9 protein-coding genes are annotated in these 16484 nt (G+C 71.0%); 7 read left to right on the top strand and 2 right to left on the bottom strand.

Features of this window, described 5'->3' with window-relative positions; all coding sequences use genetic code 11:
- Positions 1 to 20 precede the first annotated feature (20 nt).
- The 6 genes from ACFYOS_RS18175 (at position 21) to ACFYOS_RS18150 (ending at position 11802) form a co-directional block, all read left to right on the top strand.
- Positions 21 to 2810, top strand: coding sequence for an immune inhibitor A domain-containing protein (locus tag ACFYOS_RS18175; protein WP_387142421.1), 2790 nt, complete (start codon positions 21 to 23; stop codon positions 2808 to 2810).
- Positions 2811 to 3182: 372 nt separating this feature from the next.
- Complete coding sequence (locus ACFYOS_RS18170) at positions 3183 to 5519, top strand: immune inhibitor A domain-containing protein (RefSeq protein ID WP_387142418.1); 2337 nt, start codon at positions 3183 to 3185, stop codon at positions 5517 to 5519.
- 286 nt (positions 5520 to 5805) lie between these two features.
- Positions 5806 to 8244 carry an immune inhibitor A domain-containing protein gene (locus ACFYOS_RS18165; protein WP_387142458.1) on the top strand — a complete coding sequence of 813 codons (2439 nt, stop codon included), beginning with the start codon at positions 5806 to 5808 and terminating at the stop codon, positions 8242 to 8244.
- A gap of 194 nt (positions 8245 to 8438) precedes the next feature.
- Entirely contained in the window at positions 8439 to 9260 is an 822-nt protein-coding gene (locus tag ACFYOS_RS18160) for a hypothetical protein (protein WP_387142415.1), read from the top strand.
- 134 nt (positions 9261 to 9394) lie between these two features.
- Positions 9395 to 10735 carry a vanadium-dependent haloperoxidase gene (locus tag ACFYOS_RS18155; RefSeq protein WP_387142412.1) on the top strand — a complete coding sequence of 447 codons (1341 nt, stop codon included), beginning with the start codon at positions 9395 to 9397 and terminating at the stop codon, positions 10733 to 10735.
- Between the two features lie 134 nt (positions 10736 to 10869).
- Entirely contained in the window at positions 10870 to 11802 is a 933-nt protein-coding gene (locus ACFYOS_RS18150) for an alpha/beta fold hydrolase (RefSeq protein WP_387142409.1), read from the top strand.
- A gap of 1 nt (position 11803) precedes the next feature.
- On the opposite strand, the gene ACFYOS_RS18145 is transcribed toward ACFYOS_RS18150, so the two are convergent.
- Positions 11804 to 12169, bottom strand: a complete 366-nt coding sequence (locus tag ACFYOS_RS18145) for a hypothetical protein (protein ID WP_387142406.1) — start codon at positions 12167 to 12169, stop codon at positions 11804 to 11806.
- Positions 12166 to 15099: an SseB family protein gene (locus ACFYOS_RS18140; protein ID WP_387142403.1), complete on the bottom strand. Its 2934-nt coding sequence runs from the start codon at positions 15097 to 15099 to the stop codon at positions 12166 to 12168. The genes ACFYOS_RS18145 and ACFYOS_RS18140 overlap by 4 nt, the downstream gene beginning before the upstream one ends.
- 142 nt (positions 15100 to 15241) lie before the next feature.
- Here ACFYOS_RS18140 and mycP point away from each other — a divergent pair, with 142 nt between their 5' ends.
- The gene (gene mycP / locus ACFYOS_RS18135) at positions 15242 to 16447 is read left to right on the top strand and encodes a type VII secretion-associated serine protease mycosin (RefSeq protein WP_387142400.1); all 1206 of its coding nucleotides are present in this window, start codon (positions 15242 to 15244) and stop codon (positions 16445 to 16447) included.
- The last annotated feature ends 37 nt before the right edge of the window (positions 16448 to 16484 follow it).

The raw sequence follows: 16484 nt of genomic DNA, 5'->3' as shown, positions 1-16484 counted from the left end.
CATGCCCCATGAGGAGCGGCATGAACACATTTCCGCAGTCCGGGTCGCGCCGACGCCTACTCGTCGCGCTGCCCGCCATCGCCCTGGCCGCCACGTCGCTGACCGTGACGGGCAGCGCGGCCGCCCAGCAGTCCGGCCCCGCCCGGACCATCGGGGCGGACGAGTTCTACATCAACTACGCCGAGCCGGAGGTGCAGCCGGACACGGCGGGCAAGGAGGTCAAGGGCAAGAACGGGATCTACACCAGCCCGGCGGACGAGGCGCGGGCCTACGACCGCAAGTTCGCCGGGGGCAACCCGGTGGCCGCGCGGGAACTGGCCAAGCTGGAGGCCAAGGCGATCAAGACCGGGCAGAGCCCCCGGCAGATCAAGCAGGCCAAGGGCACCCAGACCGCCAAGCTGCTGACCCTGCTCGTGGAGTTCAACGACCAGGCGAACGACGACTTCACCAACGTGTACGTGCCGAAGACGGTCTTCGAGGACCGGAGCTGTGTCCTCGGCACCGTCCAGAACGGGCCACGGCACAACACGATCGCGAACCCGGCGAGCCTGCCCCACCAGGACAACAACTCCATGTGGGTGCCGGACTTCTCGCCGCAGCACTACGACAAGATGCTCTACACCAAGGAGGGCATCACCGAGCGGGTCCGCACCGACCTGACCGGGCCGGACGGCAAGCCGGGCGTCAGCCTGGCCGGCCGGACCATGCACAACATGTACCTGGAGATGTCCAAGGGTGCGTACACGGTCGACGGGCAGGCCAGCCCGTGGATCACCGTGCCGCACTCGGAGGGCTGGTACGCCGCCTCCCGCTGCTTCCAGGACGAGAACGGCAACTGGGTCGCCGGTCGCGAGCAGTCGATGAACGGCCACCCGGACAACCCACAGGGCGCCGGGCGGCTCGCCACGGACGCCGTCGACGCGCTGGCCAAGATGGACCCGAACTTCCCCTGGGCCGACTACGACATCGAGGACCAGGGCGACGCCGACGGTGACGGCAACGTCAACGAGCCGGACGGCGTGATCGACCACCTCGTGCTGGTGCACGCCAACCAGGGCAAGTCCCGTGGCGGCGGCGACGTGGGCGTCTACTCGGTCTGGGCGCACTCCTCGACGGTGACCGGCGGCTACACCATCCCCGGGACCAACAAGAAGGTGTCGAACTACATCGTGCAGCCGGAGGACGCCGGCGTCGGCGTCTTCGCCCACGAGTTCGGCCACGACCTCGGTCTGCCGGACCTCTACGACACCTCCGGCAACGCCGACTCGGATGTCGACTTCTGGGACCTGATGGCCTCGGGCTCGCACACCGGCGAGATCTTCCAGGCGCTGCCCACCCACATGGGCCTCTGGGACAAGTGGGTGCTCGGCTGGGCCGACCCGCTGACCGTCAACCCCGGTGACGACCCGCGGTCGGTGCAGCTCGGCCAGACCTCGAACACCCCGGTCGGCACCAAGGACGGCATCAAGATCAACCTGCCGGACAAGGTGATCACCCTGGCCCAGCCGCACAGCGGGGCCAACATGTGGTACTCCGGGTCCGACCAGAACTGGGCCGACGTCAAGCTGAGCCGGACGGTGACCGTCCCGAACGCCGCCGACGCGAAGTTCTGGATGTGGAACAACTACATCATCGAGGCGGACTGGGACTACGGCTTCCTCGAGGTCTCCACCGACGGCGGCGCCACCTGGTCCGAGCAGAAGGTCTACGACGCCACCGGCAAGCTGGTCACGACCAACGACGGCTACGCCGACCCGAACGGCCGCATGGTCGACTACGGCGGCAAGAAGTACGGCCTGACCGGCAACACCGGCGGCTGGCGGCACGACTACGTCGACCTGTCGGGGTACGCCGGGCAGACCGTGCAGCTGCGGCTGCGTTACGCCTCCGACGAGGCGTTCCTGGAGCGCGGCTGGTTCGCCGACGACTTCTCGGTCACCGGCGGCGGCGCCACCACCTGGAGCGACGACGTCGAGGGCGGCGCCAACGGCTGGACCCAGGCTCTCGGCACCTTCACCGACACCACTGGCGCGGGCTGGCACACCGACTCGGGCACCCAGGTCAAGGCGCACTACTACCTGGCCGAGTGGCGCAACTTCGACGGCTTCGACAAGGGCCTGAAGTACGCGTACGACACGGTCTACTCGCACGAGGCGTGGAAGGTCGACCGGGTCGCCTACAACGCCCCGGGCATGCTCGTCTGGTACCGGGACACCGCGCTGGGCAACGTCAACCACACGACCGCGCAGCTGACCGCGCTGCCCAGCTACGGCGCCAAGGGCGGCCTGCTGATCGTGGACTCGCACAACGACCCGCTGCGCCGCGCTGGCGAGGCGGCCGTCAAGGACCCGTCAACGCTGGACAACCTGCCCAGCCGCCCGCAGTCCTCGAACGCGGCCTTCTCGCTGAACTCCACGTACCCCTTCAAGGAGTGCCTGGAGGCGGCGAACGAGCCGTACAGCGAGTACTGCACCAACTTCGGCGCCCAGGGCCCGGTGTCGGCGTTCAGCGACGCTCAGGGCTGGTACCCGGGCATCGAGATCCGCAATGGCTCCGCGTTCGCCCGGGACAGCGACGCCTCCGTCGTCATCCCGTCGCGGGGCAACGCGAAGTACACCACCCGGGTCACCAACCCGGACGGGAGCCCGGCGCCGGCGTACTACGGGGCGACCCTCGGTGGCGGGGCGATCGTGCTCGGCACCGGCAACCCGGGTGACGCCGGTGTCTCGTACGGCGTCTCGATCACGATCAAGCGGGCCGCCAAGGACAACTCGTACGCCACGGTGTACGTGACCTCGGCGACCCCGTGATCTGACCGCCCACGGCGCGGCGGAAACCCGGCGGGGCCCGTTCGGAGCACACTGCTCCGACGGGCCCCGCCCTTCTTACGCGCCCACAGATTTCATCCAGAATCCGTGTGACATTTTCCCAGGCTTCTGCGCTCCGCTCAGGGGACCTCATAATCACCGTCACTCTCGGTGACCGTGGCCAAAACGTAATGTAATTCGACGTCGAATCAGTGGGCCTTTTGATCCCGATTTGCCCAAAAAAGAAGGGTCGCCGTCCAAGTAATTGACCGGTGACAACGATCCAAACCTCTGCCATTGTGAGTGACGCATGACATGACAGCGATAGCTGTAGCTGTCTCTGTCATGTAACAGATCCACAAAGGAGGAGGACCTTTGAGGAGACGAGTCACAGCGGGCCTGGCCTCGGCCGCGGCCACGCTGCTGGCAGCCGGTGTCATCACGGCGCCGGCTTCCGCCGCCCCGGCGGCGGAGCCCACCCCAGGCGCCGACAAAACGAAGCACGGCAAGGACAACCTGCCCGATCCCAAGGCGGATCAGCAGCGGGAGCTCAAGAAGCAGGCCATCGCCGACCTGCTTCAGGGCAAGGCCAAGCTTCAGACGCGCAACGGCTCGAAGGTCATCCAGGTCAAGGACGACCTGTTCGTCGAGTACCAGCAGGCCCCGAAGGTCGACCCGATCTTCACCATCCTGGTCAACTTCGGTGACCAGATCCACCCGAAGGCCGGCGGCCAGCCCGGCCCGGTGGTCAACCAGATCCCGGAGCCGGACCGCAACTGGGACGGCAGCTCCGCCGACGACAACAGCACCCTCTGGCGCTCCGACTTCCACCGTGAGCACTACATGGACATGTTCTACGGCGAGGGCGAGTCGTTCCGGGACTTCTACCTGAAGCAGTCCGGCGGGCGGTACACGGTCGGCGGCGACGTCAGCGACTGGGTCACCGTGCCGTACAACGAGGCGCGTTACGGGCGCAACGGCGACCCGAACGACCCGAACGACATCACCGAGGCCGACGGCTACTGGTCCTTCGTCGGGGACACCGCCACGTCCTGGTACCAGTCGCAGGTGAAGGCCGGGAAGACGCCGCAGCAGATCAAGGACTACCTCAAGCAGTTCGACGTCTGGGACCGGTACGACTTCGACGGCGACGGCAACTTCAACGAGCCCGACGGCTACATCGACCACTTCCAGGCGGTGCACGCCGGGGAGGGCGAGGAGGCCGGCGGCGGCGCCCAGGGCGAGGACGCCATCTGGTCGCACCGTTGGCGGGTCTACTCCGGCGAGGGCAGCACCGGTCCGGCGGGCAACCTGTCCGGCGGTGTCCAGATCGGCGACACCGGCATCTGGATCGGTGACTACACCACCGAGCCGGAGAACGGTGGGCTCGGCGTCTTCACCCACGAGTACGGTCACGACCTCGGTCTGCCGGACCTGTACGACACCCAGGGTGGCGACAACGGCGTCGGATTCTGGAGCCTGATGTCCTCGGGTTCGTGGCTGAGCCACGGCACGGACGACATCGGTTCGACCCCGGGTTACATGGACCCGTGGTCGAAGCTCTACCTGGGCTGGCTGAAGTACAGCACGGTCGACTACGGCAAGGGCAGCACCCAGGTGACCCTGGGCCCGGCCGGTGACAGCACGGGGCCGAAGGCCCAGGCCGTCATCGTCAACCTGCCGGCGCAGACGCAGACCACGAACTACAACACGCCGTTCGGCGGGTCGTACGAGTGGTGGGGCGGCGGCGCGGACGACCTGAAGAGCACGCTCACCCGCACCCTGGACCTGACCGGCGCGACCACCGCGTCGATCACGTCCAAGCTGCAGTACGACATCGAAGAGGACTACGACTACCTCTTCGCCGAGGTGTCCACCGACGGTGGCGCCAGCTGGACCGCCCTCACCAACTCGCTGCACGACACGGTGAACGGCAAGGTCCAGGACGGCATCGACGGCTCCAGCAGCGGCCAGTGGGTCGACTCGACCTACGACCTGTCCGCGTACGCGGGCAAGACCATCCAGTTCCGGTACCGCTACTCCACCGACGGCGGCCTGCACTACGCGGGTCCGTTCATGGACAACATCTCGCTGACCAAGAACGGCACCGTTGCCTGGACCGACGACGCGGAGACGCTGTCGGCGGACTGGACCGTCAAGGGCTTCACCCGGATCACCGGCTCGGTGACCGACACCTACCCCCGCTTCTACATCGCCGAGAACCGGACCTACTTCGGTTACGACGACACGCTGCGGACCGGTGGGTACAACTACGGGTTCCTCAACACCCGCCCGAACTGGGTGGAGCGGTACGCGAACCAGCCCGGCATGCTGGTCTGGTACGTGAACTACGCGTACGGCGACAACAACACGTCGGCGCACCCGGGCTACGGCCTCAACCTTCCGGTTGACGTCCGCCCGGACAAGATCAACGTCGGCGGCCAGGGCGTCATCAGCAACCGGCGCAACGGCTACGACGCGACGTTCAGCCTGTACGCCAAGCCGGCCCAGACCTTCCACAAGAACGGTGTGGCGGTCACGGTCCCGGCGCTCGACCCGCAGCCGATCTTCAGCGACAAGGGCATCGGCAAGTACTGGACCTCGGGCGACGCGTGGAACTCGGTGAAGGTCGCCGGCACCGGCACCACCATCGAGATCCTCCAGCAGGGCACCACCCCGACCAGCGACATGGTCGTCAAGGTCAGCAACTGATCGGGTAGCACCAGACCGAAAGGGGCCGGTGGCGGCGACGCCACCGGCCCCTTTCGCGTACCCCGGGGGTGTTCGCCCCGATGAGGTCAGGTATCGACCGGCCCGGATGTGACGGTGAGCAGCGTTCCCAACAAAAAGTTGCTACAAATCGATGTGCCTGTCTTCCCACCCGTCACGGGACTGTCTATCTTCACCAGTGGTCCCACTTGTGGGACGTCTTCACCGGCCCGTAACCCCGTTGGGCCGGTTCCCTCACACCGGAGGTATCCACGTGCGCAAAGTCGCAGTGGGTCTGCTCGGGCTTTCGCTGACGGCGACGGGACTGGTGGCGGGCACGGCCGCCAGCGCCGCGCCGACGCCGAAGCTGCCGGCGTCCGCACCGTCGGTCGCCGAGCCCGCGCAGACTGATCACGATCTGCCCAACCCGCTCGAGACCAAGCGGCGGGCGCTGCGTCAGGAGGGCCTGAGCGAGGTCCTGTCCGGCCGGGCCGCGCCACAGAAGATCAACGGCAGCACCGTCGTCAAGGTGGGCGAGACGGCGGCCGAGGGCGCCGCGGCGGGCCGCTCCGCCAAGAGCACCAAGGGCGGCAAGGGTCCGGTCAAGAACCAGTACGTCGAGCTCTCCCGCGAGCGCACCGACAAGATCTTCGTGATCCTGGCCGAGTTCGGTGACGAGCGGCACCCGAGCTACCCGGACAAGGACACCGACCCGGATACCCCTGGCCCGGCGGTGTTCGACGGGCCGGTCAACAACCAGATCCCAGCCCCCAATCGGGCGGTGGACAACTCCACCGTCTGGCAGCCGAACTTCGACGCGGACCACTACCGGAAGCTGTACTTCGGCACCGCCCCCGGCGACGAGTCGCTGAAGCAGTACTACGAGGCACAGTCCTCGGGTCGGTACAGCGTGGACGGTGAGGTCACCGACTGGGTCAAGGTGAAGTACAACGAGGCCCGGTACGGCCGTTCCGGCGACGACCCCACCGACGCCAACGGCAACGACCCGGCTGTCTGCGCCAGCAACGTCTGCACCAACACCTGGGCGCTGGTCGCCGACGCCGCGAACCAGTGGGTCGCCGACCAGAAGGCCGCCGGCAAGACCGACGCGCAGATCGCCGCCGACGTCAAGTCGATGGACCAGTGGGACCGGTACGACTACGACGGCGACGGCAACTTCAACGAGCCGGACGGCTACATCGACCACTTCCAGATCGTCCACGCCGGCGGTGACGAGGCCGACGGTGACCCGCACCAGGGTGAGGACGCCATCTGGAGCCACCGCTGGTACGCCAACGCGTCCGACCAGGGCAACACCGGTCCGGTCAACTTCCCGGCTGGCGGCACCCAGATCGGGGACACCGGCGTGTGGATCGGCGACTACACCATCCAGCCGGAGAACGGCGGCCGGAGCGTCTTCTACCACGAGTACGGCCACGACCTCGGCCTGCCGGACGACTACAACGTCGCCAGTGGTGGGGACAACAACAACGAGCACTGGACCCTGATGGCCCAGAGCCGGCTCGGTGGCAAGAACGACGGTGGCATCGGCGAGCGGGGCGGCGACCTCGGCGCCTGGAACAAGCTCCAGCTCGGCTGGCTCGACTACGAGGTCGTCAAGGCCGGCCAGAAGCGCACCCTGGAGCTGGGCCCGCAGGAGTACAACTCCACCAAGGCGCAGGGCGCGGTCGTCGTGCTGCCGAGGCGGACGTACACCTTCGACAACGGCGCGCCGTTCGAGGGTACGAAGCAGTACTTCTCGGGTAACGAAGACGATCTGAACACCACGATGACGCGGACGATCGACCTCACTGGGAAGACCAGCGCGGCGTTCACCATGAAGGGTCGCTACAACATCGAAGAGGACTTCGACTACCTCTTCTTCGAGGCCTCCACTGACGGCGGCCAGACCTGGTCGGCCCTGCCGGGCACGGTCGGCGGCCAGCCGCTCAAGGAGATCTCGCCCAACCGCTTCGCCCTGACCGGCTCCAGCGACGACAAGTGGGTCGACGTCAACATCCCGCTGGACTCGCTGGCCGGCAAGACGGTGCAGTTCCGGCTCCACTACACGACCGACGGTGGTGTCTCCGCCGGTGGCTTCTACGGTGACGCGGTCGCCGTGACCGCCGACGGTGCGACCATCTTCACCGACGGCGCGGAGGCGGGCGCGGGTGACTGGGCGCTCAACGGCTTCAGCATCCAGGCCGCGACCTACACCCGCGACTTCGACAACTACTACATCGCCGGCAACCGGTCGTACGTCTCGTACGACCAGTACCTGAAGACCGGCCCGTACTTCTTCGGCTACGCGAACACCCGCCCGGACTACGTGGACCACTACGCGTACCAGACGGGTCTGCTGATCTCCTACTGGAACCTGCGGTGGGCCGACAACGACACCGGCGCCTTCGGGCACCCGGGTGAGGGTCGGAACATGATCATCGACGCGCACCCGCGGCCGATCTACAACCTGACCGGCAACCCCTGGCGGGCCCGGGTCCAGGTCTACGACGCGCCGTTCAGCCTGAAGAAGGCGGACTCGTTCACGCTGCACATCAACAGCCAGCCGCAGTACATCCGCGGCCAAGCCGCGCAGCCGCTGTTCGACGACACCCAGCAGTACTGGTACCCGGAGCTGCCGAACCACGGCGTCAAGCTTCCGGCCGCCGGCGTCAAGATCCGCGTCCTGGAGCAGCACGGCACCACGATGAAGGTCCGCTTCTCCTGATCGACGGATCGACCGCACCACCGGTGCCCGGGCAGGATTCCTGCCCGGGCACCGCCCGTTTCGGGCTCCGCGCAGCCGACCAGAAAACACCGATCGTGTCATCATCGTTACAGGCCATTGACGGCGACGACCGGCGGACGCGACGATCACCCCATCGACGGTCATGGGGGGTGATCCGGTTGTCAGGTGACATCGTGACCGACGATCCGGGCAGGTCGGACGAGCTTCCACTCTGGATCCGGTTGGCGGACCACGGCCCACTGACGCCCGCGCTGGAACTACGGATGGTGCTCGCGGACAGCGCCCGCGAGCTGATGCGCGCCCAGGACCGCCTCACCGACCACTACACCCGACTCCAGCGGATCGCCCATCAGGACGCGGCGCGCTCCAGGGACCGCCCGGACGGGATCGAGGTCGTCGCCGAACCCGACCGGTTCCGCGACCTCGCTCACCGGCTCCTCCACACGGCCACGGAGGAAGGTCTGCTGCTCCTCGACGAGTCGGCAGCGGACCTCTCCCCACCACCCACCACCCCGCACCCGCTTCGGATGATCTGCGTTCGACCGCTGCTGGCCGACCCGGATCGTCGCGAACGGATCGAGGCGGCGCTGACCGCGGGGCACGGCGTACGCGTGCTCCCGGCGCTGCCGGCGAGCCTGCTGGCGGTCGACGGCACCGCGCTGCTCGCCCTGCCCCCGACCGACCAGCCCCGACAGCTGCTGCTGGTTCGCAGCCCCGCCCTGGTGGCTCTGCTGACCCAGTACGTCGAGGCGCTGTGGCGGCAGGCGATCCCGCTCGCCGACGGGGTCGCGACCGACACCGACGGCGCGCCCACCCCCGTCCAGCGCCAGATCCTCCGGCTGGCCGCAGCCGGACTGAAGGACGAGTCGATCGCCCGCAGCCTCGGCCGCAGCGTCCGCTGGGTGCGCCGGCACTTCGAGGTGCTGGAGGAACGGCTCTCGGCGACCAACCGGCTCACCCTGGGCATCGCCGCGGTCCGGCGCGGCTGGATCTGATCTTGCAACTTGCGGACCGGCTGCTGCTTCGCCATACCGACACCGCACCCCGCCCAGGATCCTCATGGTCATCGATGGAGTGAGGGGCTGCCACCGCCGATCCGGTGAGGGGCCCCGGTACCGGAAGGAACACCTTGAGGACATTCGGACTGCGTCGGATCGCCGTCGCCGCGCTCGCCACCGTCGGGCTCGCCACGTCGATGGCCGCCACCCCCGAACCGGCGCGCGCCGTGAGCGCCGGCTTCGACCACACCATCTACTGGAACAACGTGCTGCTCAAGGCCTACCGGCAGGCGGGCGGCCCGCCGACCACCCTGTCCCGCGCCGGCGCCATGATGCACCTGGCCATGTACGACACCAAGGTGTCGCTGGGCGGGCAGGGCAAGCCGTACCTGGCCACGGTGCCCAAGCAGCCCACCTACAGCTACGACCTGGACATGAACCTGGACGAGGCCGCGTACGACGTGCTGAAGGTCGTGTTCCCCACCATCGACTTCACCCAGGACTACAACAACTCGCGGTCCATCCCGCCCCGCGGTGAGCCGGGGCCAGACGGCTGGAGCGTCAGCGTCGGCCAGACGGCCGCGCAGAACATGCTCAACGCCCGCGCCAGCGACGGATCCACCAACAGCACCCCGTACTCGATCAGCTACACGGCGGGCCAGTGGCAGCCGACCGGCTCCGGCAGTGCCGCGAGCCCCAACTGGGGTCTGGTCCAGCCCTTCGGGCTGACCTCCGGCTCGCAGTTCCGCCCGTCGCTGCCCGGCGGCTTCACCACCATCACCGGCATGCTGACCAGCAGCACGTACGCCAATCAGGTGAACGACGTCAAGCGGTACGGCTCCGCCACCGCCACCACCGCCGACCGCACCGCCGACCAGACCCAGCTCGCCTGGTTCTGGGCCAACGACCTCGACGGCACGTACAAGCCGCCGGGTCAGCTCTACACCCTGACCCAGATCATCGCCAAGGCCCGCACCGGCACCGACACCACCCGGCTCTTCGCCCTGGTGTCGCTGGCGATGGCCGACGCCGCCATCGCCGCCTGGGACGCCAAATACCAGACCTCCATCGACCTGTGGCGCCCGGAGACGGCGATCCACGAGCCGCAGTCCGACAACAACACGGCCACCGTCCCGGACCCCAACTGGCAGCCGCTGTCCGCCGACCGGAGCGGCGTCCACTTCTCGCCGCCGTTCCCGGCGTACGTTTCGGGGCACGCCACCTTCGCCGGCGCCTGGGCAGGGATCGTCAAGCGGTTCTACGGCACCGACGCCATTTCCTTCACCGCCACCACCGAGGACCCGCACGCCAGCGGGGTCACCCGCTCCTTCAGCAGCGTCAGCGCCGCCGCGACCGAGGACGCGAACAGCCGGCTCTACCTCGGCGTGCACTACCAGTGGGACGCCGACCAGGGCTTGGCCACCGGTGACTCGGTCGCCAACTACCTCTTCACCAAGTACTACGTGAACTGACCCGACCGCACGCTCGCGGGGGCCGGCACCGATCGCGGTGCCGGCCCCCGCCTACATCGGGCGGCCCCGGAGAAATCCCTGATCCTCGTCACCTGCGGGGCCGATGGCCGATCGCCGGCCCTAGGCTGTGGCACATGACCGACCAGCGCGGCGGACCCGTCGACGAGTCCTGCGTCCTCCCCGAGGGGCCGTGGACGCACCGGTTCGTCGGCGCCAACGGCAGCCGCTTCCACGTCGTCGAGGCCGGCACCGGTCCGATGGTGCTCTTCCTGCACGGCTTCCCGGAATACTGGTTCGCCTGGAAGGAGATGCTGCCGGCGGTCGCCGACGCGGGGTTCCGGGCGGTCGCGGTCGACCTGCGCGGGTACGGCGCGAGCGACAAGCCACCCCGGGGGTACGACGGCTACACGCTCGCCGCCGACGTGGCCGGACTGATCCGCGCCCTCGGTGAACGGTCGGCGACCCTGGTGGGCAGCGGGGCCGGTGGGCTCATCGCCTGGACCGCCGCCTCGTTCCATCCCACGCTGGTCCGGCGGCTGGTGGTGCTGGGCGCACCGCACCCGCTCCGGCTGCGCGCCGCCATCTTCGCCGACCCGCGCGGCCAGTTCACCGCCTCCACCCCGACGCTGAAGTTCCAGCGCCCCCGCTACGAGCACGTGCTGACCCGGGACGACGCCGCCGAGGTGGAGGCGATCCTGCGCCGCTGGGGCGGCCCGCAGTGGGTGAACGGTCCGGAGTTCGAGGCGTACGCCCGGTGTTGCCGGGTGGCGATGCAGATCCCGCAGGCGGCCTTCTGCGCCCTGGAGGGTTACCGATGGGCGTTCCGGTCGGTGCTGCGGCTGCACGGCTACCGGTTCGTCAAGCTGATGCAGAAGCCGCTGGTCACACCCACTCTCCAGCTGCACGGCGCGCGGGACCTGGCCTCCCTGCCACGCACCGCCCAGGGTTCCGGCCGCTACGTCACCGCCCCGTACGAGTGGCGGCTGCTCGAGGGGGTCGGCCACTTCCCGCACGTGGAGGCCGGGGACGTGGTGCTCGGCGAGGTCCTGCGCTGGGCGAAGTCCTGACTCAGACCCGCTGCTCGCGCAGGTCGACGACCTCGCGGGCCGGCGCCCAGCCCTGGTAGACGCCGAAGTCGAAGGCCTCCAGCCCCATCGCCCGGGCCACCGGCCAGCGGCCGCCGGTGTACTCCACCCGCAGCCAGCCCTCGTGCTCGGCCAGCACGATGAACGGCTGCCCCTGCCAGGTGCAGGTGGTCCGGACGTACGCCAGGTCCTCGACCTCGGCGGCCGGCACCACCCGGACGTACCGGTCGGGGCGTACCTCCTCGAATCCCTCGCCCGGTTCGGGCTGGTAGAGCCGAACATCGTCGCCGTCCGGGCTGGCCTGGTACTCCCGGCCCTGCCACCGGGCCATGTAGCCGTCGCGGGTCATGACGCGTCCACCCGGCGCCAGAGCGGCGCGTCGGTGTCCAGGATCGCGACCACCCGCTCGGTGCCGTCGGCGCCGATCCGCCACAGCTCCGCGCCGTGCGGCAGCCGGGCACTGTCCACCTTGAACTCGGCGACCACGTCGCTGGTCTCCCCCGGAGCGAAGCCGTTGCCGCGGAACGGCGGACGCTCGATCACCCAGCCCTCCATCGCCCGCATCGCGGCCTCGTTCTGCCCGCCGTACGGGATGCGGTAGAGGCTCGGCCGGTACACCGGCCAGCGCAGCACGTAGATCTCCTCCGCGTCGCGGGAGAACGGCGAATCCGGGTGGCCGAGGCCGAGCGCGTCGTACAGCGCGGCCGGGGTGCTCAGGTGGGCGAGCTCGTTGGCCCGGTGCACGAAGCCGGAGACCCGGTCGTAGCCGCGCTCCAGGTAGTAGGCGAGCTGGCTCGGGGCGATGGCCTTCTGCATGGTCACCGGGCGGGTCTTGTCCACCGGCGGCGGGGCGGGCCGGCTCGCGGCCACCGGCTCCGCCTCGGCGGCGGGCTGCTCCGGTTCCACGTCCGGGTCGTCGCCGAGCCCCACCTCGGCGGCCCAGTTCGCCAGCGCGAGGACCTGCTCGCCGGGGTACGTCGCCCCGACCGGGCTGCCCGGGTTCACCGCGAACGACCAGCTCTCGTCCGGCCAGCGCCGGATGAGCTGGACGAACTTCACGCGTACCGTCTCGACCGGCCCCTCGGCGCGGTCGGCCAGCCGCTCGGGCGAGGTGTAGACCACCACGTACGTCCCGCCGTCGAGCTGGTCGGTAGGCCAGACGAAGCCGGCGTCGCCGGGTCGGCTCCCCGGCGCGGAGTCGGCGGCCACCGGCAGCAGCACCCGGGCCAGCAGCAGGGTGGTGAGGAACCCGTCGGTGCTGCCGCTGCTCACCGCGCCGAGCAGCTCCTCCTCCACCTCGTTGGCCGGTACGAAGTCGGCCGGCACCGGCCCCTGGGCGACCGAAGTGACGTCGTCGCCCGAGGTCGGCCCGGCGGACGGGTCGACCTGCCCGGCCGGCGGTGCGGTCGCCGCCTCCGGGGAGCCGGCCGGCGCGGACGACTCACCCGATGGCGTGAACGAGCTCTCACCCGACGGGCCGGCCGGCTCGACGGGAGGCGCGCTGAACGGAGGGGGCGCGGCCGGCGCGGCCGGGTCGACGGTGAGCGGCACGGTGGGCTCGGCGGAGCCGGCCCAGGGCGCGACCGGCCCGCCGCTCTCCGCCCGGTACGCCGGCGGCGCCGTGGCGCTGGCCATCGCCGAGGTGGCGGCGGGCACGGTCGGCACCGCGTACGGCTCGGGCACCACCGGCGCGGGGCCGGGGGCCGGGCGGGCCGGTGGGGGTTCCTCGGGCTCGGTGAGGTCCCGGGACTCGATGATGGTGCCCTCGATGACGATCGGCGAGAAGCCCCGTCGCGAGGCGGGCGGGCCGGATACCGGCTCGGCGATCGAGGGGGGCAGCTCCTCCGCCTCGGCAGGGACGGCGGAGCCGGCGTCGCCCGGTGCCGTCGGGATGGCCTGGGTGCGCTCGTCCGCGTCCGGTGCGTCGGCGGGCCGGGGATGGCGTCGGGGCAGCGACTGGGCCGCCTCCTCGCCGGAGGGCGGTGTCGGTGCGGGGCGGAAGGGCCGAGGCGGCTCCTCGGCCGGGCCGGAACGGAGCGCCGGGGTGGTCTCGCCGGCATCCGTGCGGAACGCCCGGGTGGGCTCCGCCGGCACCGGTTCGCTCAGCGGCCGGCGGCGCGGGAACGGCTGACCGCCACCGGCGAACCGGGACGGCGGTGCCGCCCGCTCCCCGGCCGGGTGCGCCGGATCCAGGGGGGACGGACGCCGCGACCGGCCCGAGGGCTCGAAGAACGACCGGGCCGGAGGCGGCGGCGCGGGCTCACTGGAGCGCCCCTCCGTCGTGCCGGAGCGGCCGGCGCCGGTGAACGGGTCCGGCTCGTCCGGGCGTCGCCGCAGGTCACTGACCCAGCCGGAGAGGCGGTCGGCACCCGGGGCGGCAACTGGGACGGCGCCGGGGGCGGGACGGTCGACAGCGGCGCGGCCGGCGGGCGGCGCGGTGGACGGGCTGTGGTTCACCTGACCGGGCCACCCGTCATCCTCCGCCCGCTGGCCGTGCCCCCCGAGGCGGTTCGCGGCGAGGAAGCCGTTCGGCTCCGGGCGGCGGGGGATCGGCGGCAGGGGCGGTTCGGCCGGGCCCGGAGCGGTGGGCCGAGCCGGCGGGCTGGGGGCCGGCGGGAGCGGTACGGTCGCCGACTCGACCGCCGGGACGGGGGCCGGGCCACCGTAAGCGGGTGGCACCGGCGCGGCGGATGCCCGGCCGGCCGCTGCCGCGAAGCCCGGCGAGGCCGGGGTGGAGGAGCCTCGGGAGGCCGGGGCGGGTGAGTCCGGTGGCGCGGACGCGGAGGAGGCCGGTGCGGGCGTGCCATCCCGGCCGGGGCCGTCCACCCCGGCCCGGCGGGCGGCGCTCTCCACCCGCTCCAGCCGGGCTCGGGCCCCCATGGTCCGCCCCGGCAGCCGGACATCGCCCCGCGACAGCTGTGCCACGAACCAGGCGGGCAGGTAGCCCTCGATCGGCAGGCCGGGGTTGACCGCGAGCCACCACTCGTGGTTGGGCCAGCCGGCGGCCAGGTCGGGGTACGGGACGCGACGGGTGGCGCCGGCGTTCTCCCCGAGGCAGGCCCGCATCGCGGTGACGGAGGTGAATGCGAGGACGTGCGTCCGGTCCCCGGTCGTCCAGGTCCCCCAGCCGAGCGGTGCCTGCCCGGCGAGCGCCTGGGCGGAGACCGGCAGCAGCAGGTCGACCCTGGTCAGGATACGGAAGTAGAGCTGCTGGTCCTGGGCGCGTAACGCGTCCCGCAGCGCCACCTCGGCCTCGGTGGCCGGCTCCCATCCGGTCACGGCCACCTCTCCTTCCGCGCACAGGCCACAGGCATCGCCTACAACCTACAAGGTGGTAACAAGATCACAATGCCTGGCCACCGGCCCTGCGGAGAGGGCGCTAACATCGCGTTCCGGAGCCGACACGATACGGAGGCGGTCGATGTCCCGGCCCACCGCGCGCCCGGCCCTGGCCGTCCTGGCGACCGTCCTCACGGCCGTGCCGTCGGCCGCTCCGGCGGCGGCCCGCGCACCCTCGGCGTGTGCCGCACCACCCGCGCCGGCCCGCCCCGTGGCGGCTCAGCCGTGGCCGCAGCAGCGGTACGCGCCCGACCGCCTCACTCCGCTCGCCACCGGTGCCGGGGTGGTCGTCGCGGTCATCGACTCCGGTGTGGACCGTGACCACCCGCAGCTCGCCGGACGGGTGCTCGACGGCGCCGACTTCCTCGACCCGGGCGGGGACGGCACCCGGGACTGCGCCGGGCACGGCACCGGCGTGGCGAGCATCATCGCGGCGGTCCCCCGCCCGGGCGTGGCGTTCCGGGGGCTCGCGCCGGGTGCCCGCATCCTGCCGGTACGGGTCAGTGAGCAGCAGGTCGTCGCGGGGCGGGAGGCGGGGCGCACGGTCGGCGCGACCGACTTCGCCCGGGCGATCCGGTGGGCGGTGGACCACGAGGCCGACGTGCTCAACCTCTCCGTCGTGCTGTACGCGGACGACCCGGCGGTGCGGGCCGCGATCGCCTACGCGGCACGCCGGGACGTCGTCGTGGTGGCCGCCGCCGGCAACCTGCATGACAGCGGCGATCCGCGGCCGTATCCGGCCGCGTACGACGGGGTGCTCGGGGTGGGGGCGATCGGGGCGGACGGCAGCCGCTCCGCGTTCTCCCAGACCGGCCAGTACGTCGACCTGGTCGCCCCGGGAAGCGACGTGCTGATGGCCGCGCCGGGGCAGGGGCACCACCGCGCGGAGGGGACGAGCTACGCCACGCCGTTCGTGGCCGCCACCGCGGCGCTGCTCCGGCAGTACCGCCCGGAACTGAGCGCCGCCGAGGTGGCCCAGCGGATCGTGGCCGGCGCCGACCCGGCACCCGGGCGCGGGGACGGCTACGGCGCGGGGGTACTGAACCCGTACCGGGCGGTGACCGAGTCGCCCGCGACGGTGACCGCCCAGCCGTACCGGGATGCTGCGCTCGCGGTCGACCGGCCCGACGCGGCCGAGGTGGCCCGGCAGGCGCGCCGGGTGGCCGCGCGGCACCGGGCGCTCCTGGTCGCCGGCGCCACCGGAGCGGCAGCCGTGCTGGCGATGCTGCTGGCCGCGGTGCTGCCCCGCGGCTCCCGCCGCCGGTGGCGCCCCGCCGACCCGACCTGACCCACCGCCGGGCAGGCGCGGGGCGGCGGCGCGGACG

The organism is Micromonospora sp. NPDC005806 (assembly GCF_042871425.1).
In the GTDB taxonomy this organism is placed as follows: Bacteria; Actinomycetota; Actinomycetes; order Mycobacteriales; family Micromonosporaceae; genus Micromonospora.
Note: the sequence above shows the minus strand (reverse complement) of the source record. Positions and strands in the feature narration are given on the sequence as shown.